Origin of the sequence: Reichenbachiella faecimaris (assembly GCF_900176375.1) — a bacterium.
GTDB lineage: Bacteria > Bacteroidota > Bacteroidia > Cytophagales > Cyclobacteriaceae > Reichenbachiella > Reichenbachiella faecimaris.
Genome location: NZ_FWYF01000001.1, coordinates 1,139,490 through 1,161,154, shown reverse-complemented (window position 1 = coordinate 1,161,154; position 21,665 = coordinate 1,139,490). Strand labels below are relative to the sequence as shown.

19 protein-coding genes are annotated in these 21,665 nt (G+C 41.8%); 8 read left to right on the top strand and 11 right to left on the bottom strand.

Features of this window, described 5'->3' with window-relative positions; genetic code table 11:
* Position 1 precedes the first annotated feature (1 nt).
* Entirely contained in the window at positions 2-937 is a 936-nt protein-coding gene (locus B9A58_RS04870) for a zinc dependent phospholipase C family protein (RefSeq protein WP_084371290.1), read from the top strand.
* Between the two features lie 91 nt (positions 938-1,028).
* Here B9A58_RS04870 and B9A58_RS04865 read toward each other — a convergent pair whose 3' ends face one another.
* The 5 genes from B9A58_RS04865 to B9A58_RS04845 all read right to left on the bottom strand — a co-directional run bounded on the left by B9A58_RS04865 (position 1,029) and on the right by B9A58_RS04845 (position 7,968).
* Positions 1,029-2,729: a hypothetical protein gene (locus B9A58_RS04865; protein WP_084371289.1), complete on the bottom strand. Its 1,701-nt coding sequence runs from the start codon at positions 2,727-2,729 to the stop codon at positions 1,029-1,031.
* Between the two features lie 165 nt (positions 2,730-2,894).
* Positions 2,895-3,773 carry an alpha/beta fold hydrolase gene (locus B9A58_RS04860; RefSeq protein WP_084371288.1) on the bottom strand — a complete coding sequence of 293 codons (879 nt, stop codon included), beginning with the start codon at positions 3,771-3,773 and terminating at the stop codon, positions 2,895-2,897.
* A gap of 51 nt (positions 3,774-3,824) precedes the next feature.
* Entirely contained in the window at positions 3,825-4,421 is a 597-nt protein-coding gene (locus B9A58_RS04855; RefSeq protein WP_084371287.1) for a TetR/AcrR family transcriptional regulator, read from the bottom strand.
* 68 nt (positions 4,422-4,489) lie between these two features.
* The gene (locus tag B9A58_RS04850; protein ID WP_084371286.1) at positions 4,490-7,432 is read right to left on the bottom strand and encodes a glycosyltransferase family 117 protein; all 2,943 of its coding nucleotides are present in this window, start codon (positions 7,430-7,432) and stop codon (positions 4,490-4,492) included.
* A 20-nt stretch (positions 7,433-7,452) separates the two neighbouring features.
* Positions 7,453-7,968, bottom strand: coding sequence for a DinB family protein (locus B9A58_RS04845; protein WP_084371285.1), 516 nt, complete (start codon positions 7,966-7,968; stop codon positions 7,453-7,455).
* 484 nt (positions 7,969-8,452) lie between these two features.
* Here B9A58_RS04845 and B9A58_RS04840 point away from each other — a divergent pair, with 484 nt between their 5' ends.
* The 3 genes from B9A58_RS04840 to B9A58_RS04830 are packed head-to-tail and all read left to right on the top strand — an operon-like array spanning position 8,453 to position 11,763.
* Positions 8,453-9,334: a UDP-2,3-diacylglucosamine diphosphatase gene (locus B9A58_RS04840; RefSeq protein ID WP_084371284.1), complete on the top strand. Its 882-nt coding sequence runs from the start codon at positions 8,453-8,455 to the stop codon at positions 9,332-9,334.
* Positions 9,335-9,345: 11 nt separating this feature from the next.
* Positions 9,346-10,398, top strand: a complete 1,053-nt coding sequence (locus tag B9A58_RS04835; RefSeq protein ID WP_084371283.1) for a glycosyltransferase family protein — start codon at positions 9,346-9,348, stop codon at positions 10,396-10,398.
* 3 nt (positions 10,399-10,401) lie between these two features.
* Positions 10,402-11,763 carry a GH1 family beta-glucosidase gene (locus tag B9A58_RS04830; protein WP_084371282.1) on the top strand — a complete coding sequence of 454 codons (1,362 nt, stop codon included), beginning with the start codon at positions 10,402-10,404 and terminating at the stop codon, positions 11,761-11,763.
* A gap of 86 nt (positions 11,764-11,849) precedes the next feature.
* Here B9A58_RS04830 and B9A58_RS04825 read toward each other — a convergent pair whose 3' ends face one another.
* The 3 genes from B9A58_RS04825 to B9A58_RS04815 are packed head-to-tail and all read right to left on the bottom strand — an operon-like array spanning position 11,850 to position 13,254.
* Positions 11,850-12,383, bottom strand: coding sequence for a hypothetical protein (locus B9A58_RS04825; protein WP_084371281.1), 534 nt, complete (start codon positions 12,381-12,383; stop codon positions 11,850-11,852).
* Between the two features lie 17 nt (positions 12,384-12,400).
* On the bottom strand, positions 12,401-12,688 hold the full coding sequence (locus tag B9A58_RS04820; RefSeq protein WP_084371280.1) for a winged helix-turn-helix domain-containing protein: 288 nt from the start codon (positions 12,686-12,688) through the stop codon (positions 12,401-12,403).
* On the bottom strand, positions 12,685-13,254 hold the full coding sequence (locus B9A58_RS04815; RefSeq protein WP_084371279.1) for a hypothetical protein: 570 nt from the start codon (positions 13,252-13,254) through the stop codon (positions 12,685-12,687). Before B9A58_RS04815 ends, B9A58_RS04820 begins: the two co-directional genes overlap by 4 nt.
* A 381-nt stretch (positions 13,255-13,635) precedes the next feature.
* On the opposite strand from B9A58_RS04815, the gene B9A58_RS04810 reads away from it, so the two are divergent.
* Positions 13,636-14,292 carry a hypothetical protein gene (locus tag B9A58_RS04810; RefSeq protein WP_084371278.1) on the top strand — a complete coding sequence of 219 codons (657 nt, stop codon included), beginning with the start codon at positions 13,636-13,638 and terminating at the stop codon, positions 14,290-14,292.
* Between the two features lie 152 nt (positions 14,293-14,444).
* On the opposite strand, the gene B9A58_RS04805 is transcribed toward B9A58_RS04810, so the two are convergent.
* Positions 14,445-16,229: an acyl-CoA dehydrogenase family protein gene (locus tag B9A58_RS04805; RefSeq protein WP_084371277.1), complete on the bottom strand. Its 1,785-nt coding sequence runs from the start codon at positions 16,227-16,229 to the stop codon at positions 14,445-14,447.
* 291 nt (positions 16,230-16,520) lie between these two features.
* Here B9A58_RS04805 and B9A58_RS04800 point away from each other — a divergent pair, with 291 nt between their 5' ends.
* The 3 genes from B9A58_RS04800 to B9A58_RS04790 are packed head-to-tail and all read left to right on the top strand — an operon-like array spanning position 16,521 to position 19,583.
* On the top strand, positions 16,521-16,901 hold the full coding sequence (locus B9A58_RS04800; RefSeq protein WP_084371276.1) for a c-type cytochrome: 381 nt from the start codon (positions 16,521-16,523) through the stop codon (positions 16,899-16,901).
* Between the two features lies 1 nt (position 16,902).
* Positions 16,903-17,367 (top strand): (2Fe-2S)-binding protein, encoded by a 465-nt coding sequence (locus B9A58_RS04795; protein WP_084371275.1) that lies wholly within the window; start codon positions 16,903-16,905, stop codon positions 17,365-17,367.
* The gene (locus B9A58_RS04790) at positions 17,364-19,583 is read left to right on the top strand and encodes a xanthine dehydrogenase family protein molybdopterin-binding subunit (protein WP_084371274.1); all 2,220 of its coding nucleotides are present in this window, start codon (positions 17,364-17,366) and stop codon (positions 19,581-19,583) included. Before B9A58_RS04795 ends, B9A58_RS04790 begins: the two co-directional genes overlap by 4 nt.
* Positions 19,584-19,628: 45 nt before the next feature.
* On the opposite strand, the gene B9A58_RS04785 is transcribed toward B9A58_RS04790, so the two are convergent.
* Positions 19,629-20,861 (bottom strand): GAF domain-containing sensor histidine kinase, encoded by a 1,233-nt coding sequence (locus B9A58_RS04785; RefSeq protein WP_084371273.1) that lies wholly within the window; start codon positions 20,859-20,861, stop codon positions 19,629-19,631.
* Between the two features lie 292 nt (positions 20,862-21,153).
* On the bottom strand, positions 21,154-21,645 hold the full coding sequence (locus B9A58_RS04780) for an MOSC domain-containing protein (RefSeq protein WP_084371272.1): 492 nt from the start codon (positions 21,643-21,645) through the stop codon (positions 21,154-21,156).
* Positions 21,646-21,665: the final 20 nt, after the last annotated feature.

The window sequence follows — 21,665 nt, the reverse complement described above, 5'->3', positions numbered from 1 at the left end:
AATGACCAGCCTAGGGTTATCTTCTTATCGCTGGGGATTTTATGCACATAGGAGAATCAATCGTTTGGCTGTTTTTACTATTCCACCAGAACTGATGGGGTTCTACAAAAAACACATCGTATACCTTACCGAGAACGCAATCAATCCAGATCAGAGACGCTATGCAGTAGACAATGAGGCCCCCAGGCACTATATAGATTTAGATGTCTATGGAGACAGTGCTTTGCAGGTGGTCCCTCATAACTGGTTCGACGCGGTAGAAAAGTACACAGAGGATACTTTGCAAGCTTATGGTATTGTGCCCTGGCATATCACGCTGATGAAGTTTCTACTGACTAAAGCTTTTGAAGAAAAGGATTTGGACAAAATTCTACGATACTCAGCAGATATAGGACACTATATTGGAGACTCCAATGTGCCCTTGCACACTACAGAAAATTACAATGGTCAAATGACAGGACAATATGGAATTCATGGATTTTGGGAGTCTAGACTGCCCGAGTTGTATGCGGATGACTATGACTTCTTTGTAGGAAAAGCAGAGTATGTTGACAACGTGCAAGAAAGAGCCTGGGAGGCTGTTACAGCTGCTCATTTGGCTATGGATTCTGTACTGAGTTTTGAAAAGGAATTGTCCAAAAGATTTCCAGAAAGCAAGAAGTATTCTTATGAAGAAAGAGGAAATTCGACGATCAAAGTCTATTCTAAAAAGTACTCACATGCCTACGATCAAATGCTCGATGGCATGGTGGAGCGCAGAATGCGAGCGAGTATAAAAATGGTAGGGGACATCTGGTATACTTGCTGGGTAGATGCTGGGCAGCCTGATGTAGAGGTGCTGAAATCTCTTGAAATAGAAGAAAAAACCAAGAAACAAATGGAAGAGGAGAAGAAAAAATGGGAGCAGAGGACGGTCAAAAGTAGAGAGCACAACTAAATCAGACACCCAAATTTGCACAGATAAAAACACACGGTTTTTATCGCTTGTTCTAAGGTCAGAGTGACTCGGATTAGGCTGTTTGAGATAGCTATTTACCTTTCGATAAGGTGACGATATCGACTAATGCGCTGATCAGGTTTCTGGACTCTTCCACGTTGTTGGCGTGGATGGTGAATTCCTCTTCATAATTCTGAATTTCTCCATCCTTGTAAAACTTAATGATCTTTTCTTTAAAGTTGGTTTCTAGAATGACGGAGATGGATCTGCCAGAAATATCAAAGTCTATGTTTCGTTCGTTGAGATCGGCAAAATTGAGTTCGTAGATGTGTTCGGTACTGCCCTTTTCGTCAATTTCGATTTTGGTAAACTTAAATTTTTTCAAGTCGCCTGCTTCGACCAGGGTCAATGATTGGCTATAGGTGTCATCGCCTTCTCTTACGTCTTTCACTGCGCCAGTCAACCAATCGATTTTAGCTTTTAGTCCATCACTGGGGACATCTGGACGATAGTTTCTGCGACAGCGTGTAATAGATTCCTTGATTGCATACTGTAGGCGCCTGGCGTTTTCAGCATCTTCACAGTAGAGTTTGAATGATTCATCATAAGGGTCTACTTCGCCGTTTTCGATTACTTTCATCAACTTTTGTTTCTTGTTAGTAATCAGTTCAATGTACATTTTAGAACCACTGATATCATAATCAATCACTTTGTCATTGATATCAATCCAGTTGAAATGATGCTGTTTTTTTTCAGACTTACTTTCAGATATTTCCGTAATGGTATATTCAGCCAAGCAGTCAGCGTTAAATTTTTGCTCGAAAGTGACACCCCCATAGGTTAGTACCTTTGTGCCAGAACTCACTGCAGCCAGTGCTTGCTCTTTGTTGCTGAATTTGGGAAATGAAGCCTCTACTTGTTTCTCTGCTTCTGGGATGATAAGAGTCAAAACTGTTTGTAGATCTCTGGCCTCCTCTACATTATTTGTTTTAATCACAATATCGTCGATGAAGGGTTTAGAGTCACCATCTTCTGCATATTTGATGAGCTTGTGTTTTCTTTTGGTTTCAAATTCTAATCCGAATTCCGAACCACTGATGTCAAACCGAACTGTATTTACATTGATATCAGCGAGGTTAAACGAATAGTCAGCCTGCTTTGATGATCGACCCGTTTCTACGATACTTAGATTGACTTTGCCAGCAAACTTAGGATCAGGTTGTAGGGATTGGGCGTAGGTTTCATCTGAGTAAGTAGCGTCTTTGACATGGGTAGCCAGCCAGCTGAGCATTTCATCGTAGGTTTTCAGGCTCAATTTGTTGAGCATGATTTTTTCGGCTAGTGGAATGGACTGCTCAATTATCCCTCTAATTTTTCTGGCGTTGTCAATGTCTGCTGCTACTATCTGCAATTCCTCTGTATATGATTTGACTTCCTGATCCTCAAAGGTCTTAATCAAATCTTGACTATTTTTTATTTTCACATTGACAATGATTAAATCCCGCTCTGTGCTTTCTCTCACTGTATAGGGATCTATATCGGCAATGTTTAGCTCGTAAGCGTAAGTTTTGGCTGTGCCTTTTGTGCTCGTTTTTGTATAGCTGTATTTGATGACACTGGTGTGCTCAAAAAGCAATTCAGGTTCGTACTTGTACTTGCTGGTTTCTACTATACCTACAGCTGCCTGAAGTTGACTAAAAAGCTGGTTAAATTCCTGTTGTTGACCAAAAGAAATGTGTGTTAGAAAAAGTAGAAAAGATATGCTCAATATTTTTTTGATAGCAGAACCCATAGTTTGCAATGTTGATTGACCTACAAGATATGAACTAGCCCATGATATGCAAAATAGAAATTTAATTTTAAGCAGAGAAATTATAAAAATACTCAGAAATGAGTATCCCCTCTGAACCAATCGCATGGGACACAGAGGGGATCATATAGTAGTTGGTCAAGGGAGTTAAAAAGCCATAGCATATAGGCTCTTTTCTTTTTTGATGTTTGATCCTTTGGACAATTGATCTAAGACGAGACTGATAACCTTCTGATCCCATAGCATTTTATAATGACCAGTTCGTTGGAGCAATTTAAGTTCAGACTTTGGCCATTGATTGTAGATGTCTATTGAGTTGCTTTTTGGTAGGATTTTATCTTCGGAATCGTGAATCAAAAGCAGGTGATTGTATCTGATTTTTTCTCCAAGAAGATCTACTCTTATGCCATCTAGTGGCTCATGTAGAATATTTTCTGCACGTATGCATAATTGCTCATGAGCAGCCTGATTGATGCCAATGAAATGAGAATAGTCCTCAAATATTTTAGTGATGCTATTTGGCGTAGTCAAAAAGATCAACTGATCTACCTGATGGGTAGTTTTGGACAGGGCATAGCTGGTCACAGCAGAGCCAAATGAGTGAGATATCACGGAGAAAGGTTGTTTAGGGTTGAGATGATTGATCACTTCCAAAAATACTTCCTTGCACATTTTGATATTGGCTTTCCTGAGTTTGGAAAACCCGTGAGCGGGAAGATTAAAAAGAATTACGTGATGTCCTTCTTCAGCTAATTTGAGCCCAATGGCAGACATACTTGCGGCATTGGATTCCCAGCCGTGTACGAGTAGCACCAGTTGGCCAGATGGATTACCAAGCTCGTAACACTGGATGTCTTCCAGATAATGTTTGATCTTAAAAGACTTGGCTACTTTGAAAAAAGATATCTCCTTTTGTCTAATCTTTTTGTTCAAAGGTCTTTGGAATAATTCAAATGCCTGATTGCCTGCCATTTTTGGAGCGATGGCAGCGGCTATTTTAAAATAGAATTGGATAAGTTTTAACATGGTTTTTCTGGTTTAAAATATACCAATCGGTATATTAATGTTCAAATTTTTTTATACTATCATTTCTGAATCAATCATCTGATCCACATGAGTCATCATTTCTGAAAGGTGACTTTCATCTTTCAGCATGCTGGTGATGAAAATACCACCTTGTATCTGTGCGTAAATTTTATTGGCGTATTTGGCCGAATCTATTTCTGGTTTTATGGTTCCTTCTTTTTTGGCTTCTTCTATGATATCTGCAATGTTCTGAATGAGTTTATTCATCACTTCAACTACTCGTTTGTAAAGGGTATTGTTATGATTGAGCGAGTCAATGCCCACGTTGATCATAGGACAGCCACCGTGTAATTTTTCGGCGGCATAGTATTTTCTAAAGAATCGGGTGATTTCTTTGAGCCTCGTTAGTCCATCAGCTTCCATTGTCATTTTATCCGCCAGAATCTTCATGGCTCTGCGTATATTGTAGTTGAAGGCCTGAACGGCTAAATCCTCTTTGTCTTTGAAATTGCCGTAGATGGCACCTTTGGTCAAACCTGTGGCTTGAGTAATAGCTGACATACTGGTACCAGTATAGCCGTGCTTGTTGAAGTAGGATCCTACTTGCTCCAATATAAACTGTGTCGTTTTTTCGGCTTTTGTCAGCATAACAAAGCAATGTTAGACAAAATATTTTAAAAATATACCGATTGGTATAATTATTTTAGAATCTCAGTTTATCCATTCAGTATTTTGGCATATTGTTCAAAGGTTTGGGCAAACTCACTGCTACGACTCGTATGACCGTACATGCGATACATCATAGCTAGTTCATGCAAGGTGTACAGGCTTTTTCTCACCTCCAAGGAATCCAAATCTCCCAATTGCACAGCAAAATCTAGTGTGTTTTGAGATTGACCAGCTAGTGTGTCGGCAATGTAATCTGCCTGCGACAGATCATTCAAACTAAGGAGGAGTCTTGTAGTCTCTACATGAGACAGATCATAGGGCGCGAGTCTTTCAGGGAAGACTTCCAATGCGTAGTCAATGGTCTCTTTAGCTTTATTTATTTGGCCTGTGTCAAGCAGTGCTTTAGCGAGTTCATTGTACTGGTGGCGCTGGTTCATGACCATGCCTTTGTAGTAATCAGTATAGTAGGGAGACTTTTCTTTATAATCTCTCCATAGTCCATGAGTTACCATTCGATCATACATTTTCTCCTCATCTACCAACAAACTATCATCATCTGGGTTGACTACAGGTAGCAGTTGATAGGCCGAGCCTTCTTGCACGACGTTCTTCTGAAGGTCGAAATTGACGCTGTTCAAAGAGGTATAATTGAAATAGATGGGGCGTTTCCAGGCGTTTGAATCAATCAAATCCAGAATCAACAAATCCTTTTTCTCAAGTGCTTTGCCTTTGAGTTTGATTTCTAGTTTATCTGTCATTAGCCCATGAAAGCGCTCAGGTACTTTATGTCGTATTTCAGCCAGATTAGAATTGACATAAAAACTGTCCGATGGTGTGGTATTCAAGTCACCAAAACCTGTGCTGGCTTGCAAGGCTTTACTTTCTTTTTCGATCAGGTTCAGGTACTGTTCGGCGCTAATGGCTCCTTTGATTTTTGGGTTTTTGACCAATGGCAAATAGTCATTGAGCCCCCCAGATTTATAATTCTTTTGTGTCAAAGCCAGTGGCAGTGCCTCTGATTGATTCACTTTTCTATACATCTGATCCACGTACCACCCTGCATTCGCATAGCTCAGCACGATCACTCGAACATCTGTTCTAAAACCTTCCACTTCCTGTGCGTACCATAGGGGGTAGGTGTCATTGTCAGCCCCTGTGAAAAGAATGGCGTTTTCATCGCAAGAAGCGAGCATCGTCTTGGCCTGATCTATACTCAGGTAACGGTTACTGCGGTCATGATCATCAAAATTTTCAAACAACAAGATGCCTGGAATAACCAGTGCAATCATAGTCGCAAACGCCAAAGATTGGCGTATGGATAATTTAGGAATTGATTTTAAAACCAGAAATAGACTGATCACACCCAGACCAATCCAAATGCAAAATGCATAATACGACCCTACATAAATATAGTCTCTTTCTCTAGGCTCGACGGGAGGTGCATTGATATAAACTACGATGGCAAGACCAGTCATGATGAACAACATGCCCGTGATGTAAAGTTGTTTTTTATCAGACTTGATGAGCAATAATAATCCGGCAAGCCCAAGCAATAGGGGCAGCATGAAGTAGTTGTTTCTGGCCTGATCGCCTGTTACCGAATCAGGCAGTTTTTCGAAGGTATCTGCAAGACCAAGCCATGCTGCACCTTCAGTGCCATTGGCTTTCCCAGCAAAATTCCACAGCAGGTAGCGCATATACATGTGACCCATTTGATGCGAGAGCATAAACCTGATGTTGTCTGCAAAAGATGGCTTCTCACCCTTCATCAAGCCCATCATTTGGCGATAGGCGGTTGCATGCTGCGGCATCATATTGCTATGCATACGAGGCAAAAACATCTGATCCTCATCCCGATAGACATACTCCATTTTATAATCTTTCACCTCGTAGCCGTTTTCACCTACTTCGTAGTAGGCCTTGCCTTGTTTTTGATCTATTGGACTGGCGTCAAAGTGTTTCCCATAGAGTAGTGGGCGTGTGCCATACTGCTCCATATTCAGATAATAGATGAGTCCAAGGAGGTTATTGGGATTGTTTTGATTGATGGGAGGATTGCTGTCTGCACGTACCAGTACGAGTGTATAAGATGAATACCCAATCATGATGAAACCCATGGCCAGTACCAAAGTGTTGGCATTCGCCCAAATCCTTTTTTGCGTATAAGAGATGGCATAAATCCAACTGCCAATGATTAAAACCAAAAGAACGAAAGCCCCCGAACCAAAAGGTAACCCAAAATTATTGACCATCAGAATTTCTAGATGCTGAGCCACATTGGCACCAGAGACCAGTCCGTACAAAATACCTATGAGAAACAGACCGGAAAGAGCCAAGGCAGCTATACCTCCCCAAAAGGAGGTCTTTTGATACTTTTTGAAGTAGTAAACCAATCCTAAAGCAGGAATGGCCAGTAGATTGAGCAAATGAACTCCCACAGACAAGCCCATCAGGTAGCCAATCAATATCAGCCATCTGTTTTGATCGCTTGTGTCTTCCTGTCTTTCCCATTTCAGGATCGCCCAAAATACAAGTGCAGTAAGAAAAATAGAAAAGGCATATACCTCAGTCTCAGTAGCAGAGGTCCAGAAAGAGTCTGAGAAAGCAAATGATAATGCTCCAACCAGACCACTTGCCATCAATAAAGAGGGAGAGGGTTCAGTTGAAATTTTCTTCAGCAATTTGTCTGCGATCATGACGATACTCCAGTACAAAAACATGACAGCCAAACCACTCGTGACAGCACTCAGAGCGTTTACTGCAAAGGCTACTAATTCTACGTTCCCCAGAGCAAACAAACTCCAAAGCCTACCAATCAGTAAGAACAACGGAGCGCCAGGTGGATGAGGAATTTCTAGCTTATAACTGGCAGCTATAAATTCCCCACTGTCCCAATAGGAAGCGGTAGATTCCAGTGTAAACAGATAAAGGGACGTACTGCACAAAAACAGCAGCCAGCCCACGAGATTATTGGTTTTGTTGAAGGTCATAGTTGAGTGATTTGAGCGTTTTATTTAGCAGTCAGCATTTCTTGGATAGTAGCCAGGTGATGGTCGTCGTGTTCGGCTACGAAATAGGCCAGGTCGACCAGCTTCATGGGTTTGTCTAGTCTGGGATGTTTGGATTCGTGTTTGAGTTGATCGGCTGTGGAGGCCCTAAGCTCTTCTATCAGTTTGGTGCGTTGTCGTGTAAAGTCTGCAATCAGCTCTTTTACTTTTTTTGCATCGTGGGCAGCTTCTTCTGTCTTACGATTGGACAGGTCTGCGGCTTTTAGGTCAGCCATGCCAGCCTTAATTTGTTTGATGCGCTCCAGCCAAAGGGGCTCCAGATCGCCAAGATGGCCGATCTGTTTTTTGATGGACCATTTGTGATTGGCAGTGGATTGCAAATAGGCGCTGCCGCTATTGTGGAGCTTGTGCTCTATTCTAAGTCCAGTACCTTCTAATCTTTCGATAATGTCTAATAGGAGTGAGCTGTCTGTGATGGTTTCGAATTTTCTATCAAACCATTTGGTTCTTGTTATCATAAGTTCGCAGTTGTACTCCTGTTCTAATCGTAAGAACCACAGATTTGGTTTCAGGAATTGTGGTTTAAATCTTATGAATGGTCTTCATCACTGGGTTTCAATTCGCGTGATCTACCAGAGGAAAGAGTTGCTGCCCTTGATTATCCGAAAGGGATTACCTAAATAAACCAGACAATAACGTGCTCATCTCTTAATAATAGGCCCTTGTTTCGTAAAATTACGATAATACAGACCTCAAATACTTAATAAAAGGTTAGTCCTCTGACAATCAGTAGATAATACCCATAGGCTTTATTTGCAAAAAGCAGATGATGATCACAACACAACTAAAACCGAGCCTGTCCTTGTCCAATCCCAAGCTGTCTTTCAATTTTAAAAGACCAAAGACAAGAGTTTTTAACGCGATGCAGCATTTCGTAGAGGTGCTGACCCTAAACCTCCTTCTAAACTTAATTAGACCATTACACTCTCCATTCAAAACCAAATGAAGAGCAGCAAGCCTCGAAAAAGAAAAGTAGATATTCTGGTGCTATCGGATATCCACTTAGGTACCTATGGCTGTCGCGCCAAGGAGCTGCTCAACTATCTGCGTAGTGTCTCTCCCAAGCAGGTTATCCTCAATGGTGACATCATAGACATCTGGCAATTCAGCAAGCGCTATTGGCCCAAGAGCCACATGAAAGTGGTGAGCCACCTATTCAAATGGATGTCGAAAGGTGTAAAAATGCATTACATCACAGGCAACCATGATGAAATGCTCCGCAAGTTTGAAGGATTCAAAGTGGGTTCGTTTCGATTGCAAAACAAGCTAGTATTGGAGTTGGAAGGCGAAAAGGTATGGGTATTTCATGGCGACGTGTTCGACGTGACTATGCAGCATTCCCGCTGGCTGACCAAACTCGGCGCGATTGGATATGATACGTTGATCCTGATCAATCAAGTGGTCAATACGATCAGCGAGTTTTTTGGAAAGGGTAGAATCTCTTTGTCCAAAAAAGTGAAAAATAGTGTAAAAGGCGCTGTGAAATTCATCAATAAGTTTGAAGAAACGGCGACAACTATAGCCGCTGAAAATGGATACAAATACGTGATGTGTGGACATATTCACCATCCTGAAATCAAGGAATACGAAACGGAACACGGCCGTGTGACATATTTGAATTCTGGGGATTGGATTGAGAATCTGTCCGCCTTGGAATACAAAAAGGGAGAGTGGTCGATCTACAAATACACGGATGAGGAATTTGAGAAAATCGAAACCCAGTCAGAAGAAATATATGAAGCAGACTATCACTCAGACTTTTCTCCAAAAGAACTCTATGGTAAGATGCTTCAGGAAATGCTCATTGTAGCACCTAAAAATTAATCAATCAGATCATGAAAATACTTTACGCGATACAAGGAACAGGTAATGGCCACTTGAGCCGTGCCAAAGACGTAATTCCTGCTTTGATGAAACGGGCACATGTAGATATACTGATCAGTGGTGTACAGGCTGATATCGACTTGCCCTTTCCGGTAAAGTACGCCTACAAAGGCCTCAGTTTCATTTTTGGTAAAGGCGGAGGCGTGGATATGCTAGCCACTTACAAAGCCAATCGGGTAAGACGTGTTTGGAATGAAATCAAAAACTGTCCTGTAAAAGACTACGACTTGGTGATCAACGACTTCGAGCCTATTTCGGCCTGGGCTTGCCGATTAAAGGGTGTAAAATGCATTGGCTTAAGCCACCAAAGTGCTTTGCGCTCTAAGAAGGTACCAGTACCTTCTCATAGTGATCCCATGGGTTGGGCTGTGCTTAAATTCTACGCCCCATGCAATAGCTACTACAGTTTTCATTTCAAGAAATATGACGATCAGATTTTTACGCCAATTATTCGAACAGAGATTCGTGAGCAGGAAATGTCTGACGAAGGGCATTATACAGTTTACCTACCTGCCTATGGAGATAATAAGCTCATCAAATTTTTGTCTCAGGTGAAACGAGCCGAATGGCAAGTATTTTCCAAACACACTAAAACGGCCTATAATGTAGGCAATGTAAAAATAGAACCTATAGACGCAGAGAAATTTGGTAGGAGCATGGCGTCAGCTACGGGCGTGCTTTGTGGTGCTGGTTTTGAGACGCCAGCAGAGGCACTCTACCTTAGTAAGAAACTGTTGGTAATCCCAATGAAGCGTCAATATGAGCAGCACTTTAATGCAGAAGGCTTGAAAGACCTGGGCGTGCCTGTCGTGAAAAAGCTCAATAAGAAAAATGTAAAAAACATTCGGAAGTGGGTGAAATCGGATCAGCATGTGTCGATTCACTTTCCGGATGAAACTCAGTTCATCGTGGACAAAGTATTGGAAGAGCACATCCAATCACAGCTGGCACCAGCGATCACCAAATCCAGCTTTTTCTCTTTTTTAAAATTGAAATTATCATAACGAGTGGGATATTCTAAGTTTGATTTTGGCGAGGACTTTCAATGGGGAGTCTCTACCGCCGCGTACCAAATCGAAGGAGCACACAATATACATGGCAAAGGGGTATCCATTTGGGATAAATTTGTGCAAAACAGTTCGAAGATTAAGGACGGTTCACATGCGGATGTCGGCTGCAATTTCTATGAACATTTCGAAAAAGATCTTGATATAATCAGGGAATTGCACATTCCAAATTATAGATTTTCTATTGCCTGGTCTCGGATTTTACCGAATGGTATAGGCGAGGTAAATCAGAAAGGCATTGATTTTTATAACCGATTGATTGATGGCTGTCTGGAAAGAAATATCACCCCTTGGGTCACTTTGTATCACTGGGATTTGCCTCAGGCTCTGGAGGATCAAGGGGGCTGGACCAATCGTGAAATATTGAATTGGTTTGAAGAGTTTACCACACTGTGCGCTAGAAGCTTTGGAGATAGAGTAGTCAATTGGATGATCCTTAATGAGCCTATGGTATTTACAGGAGCGGGGTATTTCTTGGGCTATCACGCGCCAGGTAGAAAGGGTATGAGCAATTTTTTGTCGGCGATGCACCATGCCACACTTTGTCAGAGTTTGGGTGCTCGAATTTTGAGAAACGAATTGGAGGACGCTAAAATCGGTACCACCTTTTCTTGTTCGCATATCGACCCTATGACCAATGATGAAAAAGATGTAGCAGCGGCCAATCGTTTTGATGCCTTGCTCAATCGTTTGTTTATAGAGCCAGCACTTGGTTTGGGATATCCATTAGACGATTTGCCAATCGCCAAACGAGTAGAAAAATACATGATGCCACACGACGAAAGTCGCATGCATTTTGATTTTGATTTTATTGGTGTGCAGAATTATACCAGAGAGGTTGTGAAATCCAATTGGATGATTCCATACATGAAGGGTCAGATTGTGAATGCTGATGAGCGTAATGTCCCGTTGACTACCATGAATTGGGAAGTGTACCCCAAATCAATCTACAATGTACTCAAGAAGTTTGATGCTTACGAAGGAGTAAAGGAACTCATCGTCACAGAAAATGGAGTAGCTTTTCCTGAAACAGTTGTTGAAGGACGGATAAAAGATTTGGATAGAGTGCAGTTCATCCAGCAATATCTCCATCAGGTGTTAAAAGCGCAGCGTGAGGGAGTGAATGTAACTGGCTACTTTCTGTGGACACTGCTTGACAATTTTGAATGGGCAGAGGGCTATACTCAACGTTTTGGCCTTATCCATACTGACTTCGATACGCAAGAGCGAATCATCAAGGATTCTGGACATTGGTACAAACGATTCTTGCAGTCGGCTAAGGTGAGGAATTTGGTGGTATAAGAATGAGGCAAGCGTTGCAAACGCGCCAGTATATGTTGGTTATTTCATAGGTCAGGGTTCAAACCCTGACCTATGAATTGATAGGATTAACTTACCTTTTTCAACTTCATCTCAAAAAACTGCTGCCAATTTTCACCTTTGTCCATGGAGCGTTCGCCGATTTCTATCCATTCATCATCCTTGATGGTTAATGAATAACGCATAGTAGCAGGCCCTGCCTCAATCCACCAAACCACGCTGTTGGCGTCCTTGATTTCCAGTTTGGCTTGGGTACTCATGCCTTTGGCAATAAACGAATTCATTTGATACTGCTGAGTGAATGGATTGAAGGAAATAATCCCAAGAGCATTGTGAACAACTTTTTCGCTTCCGTCTCCCATGATTTTAGTACCACGACCTTCAGCCATGATAACCGTGCCGTCTAGTTGGTATTGAAGATTCTCTTTGACTTTGGAGGATTCTTTACCAGCTGGAGTATTCATGTAGCCAGTGCCTTCCCAGGTGCCGATCATCATATCGAGCGCGGCAATCTTCTGTTTGGCTAATTCTGAGAAATCAGGTTGAGCTACCAAACCTAATGGCAATAGACTAAGGGCGAGAACTAAGGTTTTAATTTTCATGATTTTGGTGTTTATGGTTATTCTATATAATTTTTTAGTGCCTGCACATAGGCTTCAAAAGCTGAAATGCCTGCTTTGGAAATCTTACAAGTAGTTAGGGGCTTCTTTCCTTTAAAACTCTTAGCCACTGTGATGTATCCTGCAGTAGAAAGTTTGTCGATCTGCACGCTGAGATTGCCTGCTGTGGCACCTGTTTTTTCCTTGATAAAAGTAAAATCAGCAGATTCCAGACTGATGAGCAAGCTCATCACTGCCAGTCTGAGTTGAGAATGCAATAGCGGATCGAGTGGACTGAACCCTTTCATTTTTCTGCGGATTTCAGTAGATATCCTGGGATTAGGTACCCGGCCAATATGCCTATCGCACCTACCAGGTATTGATCTGTCATGGGTAGACTGAAGCAAATAATGGCAGCCAGCCAAAGCGCAAATGCCCCTAAAATGAGCGGTCTGAATTTTAGCATTTGTCCAGACAAGTAGGTGCCAGCTCCTGCCAGCATCATGATAATGGCCGAGTGATTAAAATTGATCTTGGACATAAACAGGAGAGAAAGCACCATACATATTCCCATGGCGACCCAAACCTCTCCATAAAGTCGTGAAAAGTGGGTTTTTATGTTGGTCTTGCTTTTCTGGCGCGAACCATACCAGGCGGCCACTATAGCTGCGGGCAAAGTCAATGTCCAGAAAATAAATGGATATTCAAATGAAGTGAATTTTTCAAGGATATAATGTCCAAGGTTGGCGGTCATCACCACCCATCCCCACAACAAGAAGTAAAAACTTCCGCTTTGTTCATAGTTGTTTTTCGCTGCTGAAATCATCTCGTTAATGATTTTTAGACTTTCTGTATGTGATAGTTCTTCTTTCATAGCATGAATATAAACTAGTTTATATTATAAACCAAAAATAAATATTGATTCCAAAAGGTTGCGCAGGGTATGGGTTTTTAAAGATTGATGTGGGAGACAATTCCTGAAAGTACAATCAAGTCTTTTCGGAATGACCTAATGCGACAGAAAATAAAACAGCGTCATTACCTGATATAATGAAGGAGTATTCGGATAATCTGTAGGCGTAGGGCTAGCATCTTGTCAGAAGGAGCAGATTGCCTGGACTGCGGACCTATGGGTTGATCAAAACCCCAATCGTCTGACTATGCGATCCGTGACAGTCATTGCGTTAATTATTCCAACCATCAATCAAAGTGTCCTACATAATGTTTAGTTTAGAATCTTGAGCTTATTAATGAGATGAAGAATTTTAGCCTAGCCTTTATAATTTTAGTTGCTTGCCAACCTCTACAAAAAGAAGACTTGGTAGGCCTTTGGGAACTAGAAACTGCGCTAAGAGATAAAATGGTGGTGTCAGATGACGCCACGTATTTACAAATTCACTCTAATGGAAGCTATTCTGTTTCACGAACGACCGGGGATATGAGTGGAGTGTATCAGTTGGGGGAAACCAAGATTTATTTTCAAGGCGCAGATACAAAAGGCTGGTTTAATTCGCCTTGGAAAGCGCAGCGAGTAAAAGACCATCTGCTGTTGGCTGGGAGGGATGAAATGAATAGGAGAATAGAACTAAAATTCATGAAGGTAGAGCAAATTCCTGCATTTACCGAATTTGAAAAACAAGTGGTTGGTAAGTGGGAGATGTTTCTCATGATGAAAGATGGTATTCCAGAGAAAATACCAACAACTTTCATGACCATTGATGATACTGGCAGTTATATCATTTCAGATACTACTGGTATTCGAGATCAAGGCCAATCTGTCATCAATACCCGTCATCACAAGGTGATTTTCGAAAGAGATGATACCCATTGGGATGTTTGGTTTTGGGGCAAAGAACTACGACTACTCAATAAAGAAATGGACATCCAGTATCATCTGAAGCGGGTGGGGTGACATTGCTTAGAGAACTGTCATATCGTAATGCAATGAAGATATCTTGTCAGTCGATCAACCGCCTACAAGGAAAATGCAGAAGGGTTAGCAAAGAGGATTTCTCTGTAAAGTCGAAATGACACTTTTTATTAAATATTGCTTTTGGTTGATTATCAAAACATCTCCTCACCCATATTGATTGTCACTTCTGAATCACTACAAATGGTTTTTTGCAATCCTTTGCATCTGGACATTTCATACTTGAAGAAATAGTCCAACGTATTCAATTTGCCAGCTTTGAAAGTTTCGTCAGATTGATTCAAAGCCGCCAAACCCATTTTTAACCATTGCCAGCCGATCACAATCGTGCTGAACAGATCCATAAAGAGGGTGGCGTCAGCGAGGTATTTCTCGTGATTGCCTTTCATAGCAAAAGGAACCAAATGCCCTAAACAGGATTGAATGAGTTGTGAGCTTTCTCCTAGTGTTATGGCGTAACCTTTTAATTCTTCTTTTTCCATTGCTGCCAAAATTGTATTTTCCATTTCTTTTGCCAGCAACTGCAAGGCCTCACCCTTATTCATTGTCACTTTTCTACCCAGCAGGTCGAGTGATTGGATGCCCGTCGTACCTTCATAAATCGAAATGATTCTAATATCTCTTAGGTATTGCTGGAGGATGAAATCCATCATGTAGCCGTAGCCACCAAGTATTTGTAAACCAGTATCCACGGCATCTTTACCAGCCTCAGAGGGGTAAGTTTTAGCCACGGGATTGAGAATTTCTGTGAGTTGATGGTACTTGTTTTTTTCAGCACTAGACGTTGTAGCGTATTTGTCCAAGTAATAGGAACATTGTAATACTAAACTCAAACAGCCTTCTACTGTTGCCTTTTGATGCAGGAGCATGCGCTTCACATCAGGGTGATTGATGATGAGTGTTTGTTCTGCTGTTGGGTCTTTCTTGCCAGAACTTTGGAGTTTTCGGCCTTGTGGCCGTTCCTTGGCATACTCTAAAGAAGCATAATAGGCTGCGGAGGCAATACCCGTGCCCATTCGACCTGTGGCGATTCGAGCTTCATTCATCAATTGAAACATATAACTCAATCCATGGTTGGCATCGCCAATGAGGTAACCAGCACTCTCGCCACCATCCCCAAAGCTCAGGTGATTTGTACAATAACCTCTTTGGCCCAACTTCACAAATTCACCAACCACATCTACGTGGTTGTACTCTCCTTTTGAGCCGTCGTCATTCACGTGATACTGTGGAACCACAAACAGAGAAATGCCCTTGGTACCAGCGGGTGCACCTTCTATTCGCGCCAATACCAAATGGATGAAATTATCAGCAAATTGATGATCACTAGCTGAGATAAATATCTTTTGCCCTTTGATGGAATAAGAACCATTGTCAAGTGGTTTGGCAGAAGCTGTAATGTCAGACAGTGAACTTCCAGCTTGTGGCTCTGTCAGGCACATGGTACCGCCCCACTGCATACTGAGCATATTGGGCACATATTTTTGCTTCAGTGCTTCCGATCCGAAGGTCAGAATCACATTGGCTGCGCCAGCCGTAAGTCCCAAGTAGCCCGTCACATGATTATTAGCGGCTTCCATGATGAAATACAACGCATTGACAACGAGCATTGGCATTTGCAAACCACCGCCTTCTTCATTCATGGCAGCACTGACTAAGCCCATTTCTCCTGCTTTTTTCAATATGGGGCCAAACTGCTCATGCACGTGAACGCGGCCATTCTTGAAAACTGAAGGTTTTTCATCCATTTCCTGGATGTAAGGAAAGAGGGCTGTGTCGCTAAAATCTTTGACTGCATCTAGCAGTAAATCAATAGAGGCCTTGTCATAGGCGGCATATCGTTCTGATTTTAGTAATTCATCCAGATGATGCACGTCAGACAAAAGGAAGGAAAGCGTTTGCGGATCGTAGTATTTCATTATTGACAGGGGTTAAAGCCTTAAATTAATGCTGTTTTGCAACAATTCCTTTGTGTGGGAATAATTTATCAAGAGAAGGTTTTTAGTTTCATCAGATCTAATTATTTGAATCACTAAAAAAATCTATCATGTTATGCTAGTTCGTCATTTCAAAAAAATGAAGATATAGTATTTCCCACCTTATGAAGCCTAATTTATCCACCTGTCATTGATCGTCCTAATTCTGTCGTACGTAGGGAGTGGTTTTACTTCGTCTGTATTTTGCGTTACCTTTTTTTAAAAGAACTCAACATGAAACCAAAACTGACGAACGCAATCTTTCTTGTGGCGCTGATTATATCCAGTGCCTGTAGTCGAATGACAGATGAGCAGCAATTGGAGTGGGCCAGAGGCCAGGAAGTATATATAGCTAATTGCTTGAGTTGTCATGGTGCAGACGGCAAAGGTTTAGGCGGAACCTATCCCAGCTTGACAAGAACAGAAATCACACCTGACTTTACTGCCCGTACCAGATATCTGATAGAAAATGGATCTCCCAATGCGGGTGGGATGTGGCCCATTTCTATTTCTAAAAAGGAGACAGTAGAAGTCATCAACTATATCCAAAACGCTTGGGGCAACAAGGCTGACTTCGAAACACTACAATCTTCAACCCAATTATCAACGAACTAACATGGCAACCCATCAACTCAACATCAATGGAAAGCAAATGACTGTAGAAGCAGATGCGGATACTCCCTTGCTTTGGATCATTAGAGATCAGCTCAAATTATACGGAACTAAATACGGTTGTGGAATCGCGCAATGTGGCGCCTGCACGGTACACATAGATGGAACACCAGTTCGTTCATGTGTGGTGCCTATCGAACGTATACAAAACAGAGATGTGGTAACCATAGAAGGTCTTTCTGAAAATGGAGACCATCCCGTGCAAGAGGCCTGGAAGGAAATAGATGTGCCACAGTGCGGCTATTGCCAAACTGGCCAAATGATGTCTGCAGCTGCTCTGCTTGAGCGAATTCCCCAGCCAACTGATGAAGAAATCCATCGGGCTATGAAAGGCAACATTTGCAGATGTGGCACTTACCCAAGAATTATGAAGGCTATCAAGTCAGCAGCTAAAATACAAGAGGCATGAAAACGAATAGAAGGGATTTTTTGAAAGTGACCTCATTAGCAGGGGGAGGTTTGATGCTGGCCATTTCCATACCAAGTATGGCGAATTTGATACAAGGAGAAAGAGAATCTGGCTTGGCTGAACTGAATCATTTTCTAAGTATTGACCTGAAAGGTAATATCGTTTTTCAGCTAACTGCTCATGAAATGGGTCAAGGATCTGGGACAGGTTTACCCATGATTTTGGCTGAAGAGTTAGGAGCAGACTGGTCAAAAGTGAAAGTAGAACGAGCTGGATATGACAAAAAATTCATTGGCGTTATTCGAGAGACCACTGGAGGGAGTGGCACGATACAAGATCAATGGGATTTGATGAGGCGCATGGGTGCTACGGCGAGAGAAATGCTCAAATCTGCTGCTGCAGATCGTTGGCAGGTGGCTGAAGGTCAGTTGACAGTTGATAACGGATTCGTTTGGGAGACTGGCACAGATAGGAAATTGAGCTTTGGAGAATTGGCAGAAGCGGCTTCGAAATTAGAGGCACCAGAAAATGTGGAGTTCAAGAAATCAAGCGATTTTAAGATTGTAGGTAAACCCATTAGGAATTTGATAACTAATCAAGTAGCCGTAGGAAAAGGCAACTATGGTATCAATGTAGATTTGCCCGATATGGTATATGCTTCTATCGAAAAGTGCCCAGTTTACAAGGGCAAGCTCAAGTTTTTTGACGACTCAAAAACACGACAAGTAAATGGAGTGATACAAGTGTTTGCCATGCCATCACTCGAACCAGCTGAGGATATGAATCACATTCAGGAGGGTGTGGTCGTGGTAGCAACTTCGACTTGGGCTGCATTCAAGGGGCGAAAGGCACTGAAGGTAGAATGGGACTTGGGAGAGAATGTGTCAAATAGTAATCAAAAAATAGAGGAAGAATTTTCTAAGGCAGGAAATCAATTTGAAAACCCCGTTTATACCCAGGGTAACTACGAAAAATTGAAGCGTGAGGAAGGCTATCGTGAAATTGAAGCTACTTATATCAATCCACATCAGACGCATGCTTTGATGGAGCCCATGAATGCCACAGCGCATTTCAACGGGGACACATGCCAGATTTGGGTAGGCACCCAAAATGCAAGTAGTGTGGTGCTAAACGTGGCCAAAGCAGTCGATATTCCTGAAGACAAAATAGAAGTGTACACACAGAATTCTGGCGGGTCATTTGGGAGAAGGTATTATCCAGACACGTCTATTGAAGTGGCATACATTTCTAAGCAAATCAAAAAGCCTGTAAAGCTGACTTGGAGTCGGGAAGATGGCATTCAACATGACTATTTCCATCCTTATCAGGAATCAAGATTTAGTGCTTTACTCAAAGAAGATCAGTTCGCAGGCATGCAAGTCAAGCTGATCAAAACAGTGGATTATGGCTCTGGAGATCACCTATGGGAGCAGCCTTATTACGTAGAACATTTGGACACTTATTTGAATGCTGTAGATGGACTGGTTCATCAAGGGGCTTGGCGGAGTGTTCAGGTGCATTCCAGCTCCATGGGCAAGGAATGTTTTATAGATGAGGTAGCTCATGAATTAGGTAAGGATCCTGTTGAGCTTAGGAAGCAATTATTGGCACGAGAAATTGGGGACGTAAAATTCAACAGGCCAAATCGGCCTGAGCAGAAGGGCTTTGATGAGATAGTCAAGGAATATAGAATACAGATTAGAGAGAAGTATCTCAGCGTATTAAATTATTTGGACAAAGAAAAGTTATGGGCAAGTGCCCAGGCTCCTGGCGTAGGCAGGGGCTTTGCTATGGAGGACTTTTTTGCCAATACCGTTTGTGCTCATATAGTTGAGGTGGAAAAGAATGATTCTGATTGGGGCATTAGGATCAAAAAAATTACTAGTGTTTTAGATTGTGGGATTGTGGTGAATCCTCACTTAGGTAGAGGACAGGTAGAAGGCAGTATTATCTATGCCCTGTCTGCTTTGAAATATGGCGGAATTGAGATCAAAAAGGGTGTTGTTCAGCAGAGCAATTTTCATAACAACAAGTTGCTTCGTATAGATGAGGTGCCTGAGATTGAGGTGCATTTTGTGCCTAGTGAAGAGCCACCAACAGGATTGGGAGAACCAGCCACTCCACCATTGGCTCCAGCCGTACTCAATGCCATATTTGATGCGACTGGCCGACGCATTAGAAAACTCCCAGTTACAAGAGAAGATATTTATGTTTAGTGACTGATGTTAGTTTGGATTAGCGACAACTGATTTTTGTTGTCGCTAATCTTTTTCCACTTTAAGTGGAACTGATACAGTGAAGGCTGTTCCTTCATTGAGTTCACTTTCTACAACGATGCTTCCATTAAGGATTTTGCAATTCTCCATAACGATGTACAGACCTAATCCAGATGAGTGTTCATTGGCTGTGGGTTGAGGAGTCAGTCGTTGAAATCTTCCAAAAAGTTTGGTTTGATCTTCTTGGCTTATGCCTGGGCCTTCATCTTTTACTCTATAGTGCAGCTGATCATTTTTCTGAAATACACTCAATTCAACGTTCGAGTTCGGCTCCGAAAATTTAATGGCATTGGATATCAAATTATTCAATGTGCTGCAAAGCAACTTTCTATCAGATTCTATATTGTTAGATTTTTCAGTCGTTTTAAGGGTCATTTTGATACCTTTTTGTTGCGCACTTACAGCAAATTGATCTAGGGCAGATTTAGCAATATCCACACCATTGAGAGGGGCTGGTTTAAATTCTACTAACCCTTGATCCAGCTGGTTAATCTGCTGAAGATCAGCGATCAGCCCAAAAGCCTGATTGAGCGAATCTTTCATCATGTCAGCAATCGCGCGATCGTCAGTCATGGCTTTGGATATATCGAGCAAACCACTCAAGTTGTTTAGGGGTGATTTAAGATCATGGATGAGCATAGCACTGAATTTCTCACGTTCGTCTAGCAGTGTACGCAATTGTTCGTTTTTCTTACTTAGTTTTTTTTCATATTCCAATCGGGTGATGTGCTGGCTGAGCCATTGACCTAGGTATAGTACAAAATCTCTGTCAAATTGATTGAAATAAACTTTTCTAGGGCTGGGTGATGAAAAATTCAGTGTGCCATATTTCGCGCCATTTACCATAATTGGGACTCCAATGTATGCCTCTAACTTTGAATTTTTATAACACGGGTGTCCCTCATGCTCGGATATTCCGATGTGATTGAGGTCTACCAAACGGCTACTGGCAAAGGTGAGGCTGCAATAGGTGTCACTCAACTCAAATTCCTGACCTTTTACTATACCTACACCTTCTGGCGAATACACTTCCTTTACTTCATAAAAACCGTTTTTAATTTGACTAACGATCCCAATATCCATCTCCACAAGTTCGGTCGCTCGCTTTAGTACCTTGTCGAGCTGGTAGGACTGGTCAGAGGATAACTCAGTAAAAAGATCAAAGATTTGCTGCATTCTTTCTTTGGCCTTGTTCTCCTTATGTTTCGTAATCGTCATAATCTTCAATTGGTCATAATTAATTAAACTCAGGAATAATCTAATGGATGGAATTCAAAAGTAGTTTTGATGAAAGATAAAAAAACGATTGCTCGACGAACTACAGTGTTTGCTCGGTGATTAATTTAGGGCACTTCACTCTGCTGTATAAATTTATAACAAAACGTGGAATAGTTATAAAATAGTATCAGATGAATATCATCTGGTGAAGAGACAAACCGGAATTGAAGAATGTTGAACTTGTTTCCGAGTGTTGAATGCAGGTATTAATCAGAATGGGTAAAAGAGATATTTAAACCAGAGATATGGCATCTCCAATCTTTATTCCCCCACCATTTATAACTCGGGCAGTGATGCCTCCATGGCCTCTCATGGCGTTATAGCCACCAGGTCCGAGGTTTTCCTCCATGCGATTGCATGGTGCACAGATTCCAGATGTTTCTAAAATTGCATTTCCAATTTTGAACTTCTGAGATTTCAACGACAACAGGTTGATACCTGATACCACAATATTTCTACGGGTAAGCCACGGGTCAATTGATGCTTTGCCAAGAATCTTGGCTACTACTTCTAAATGCTCTTGTTGTATCAGGGTGACTTGTCTTTTTCCTGATAGACTGCCTTTGAAGTGATCACCTTCTAAACCTGTTTTTTCCTTTGCTTCTACTTGTTCTACTGCTATAGGTAAGGCCTTGCGTTCTTTTCGAATACCTATCCACTCTACTTTTCCCTCTTGAGGAATAGACCGGAGTAGTTGCTTCATTACAGGTTCATCGTAGGACATTGGCTTTCAATTTCAACAAA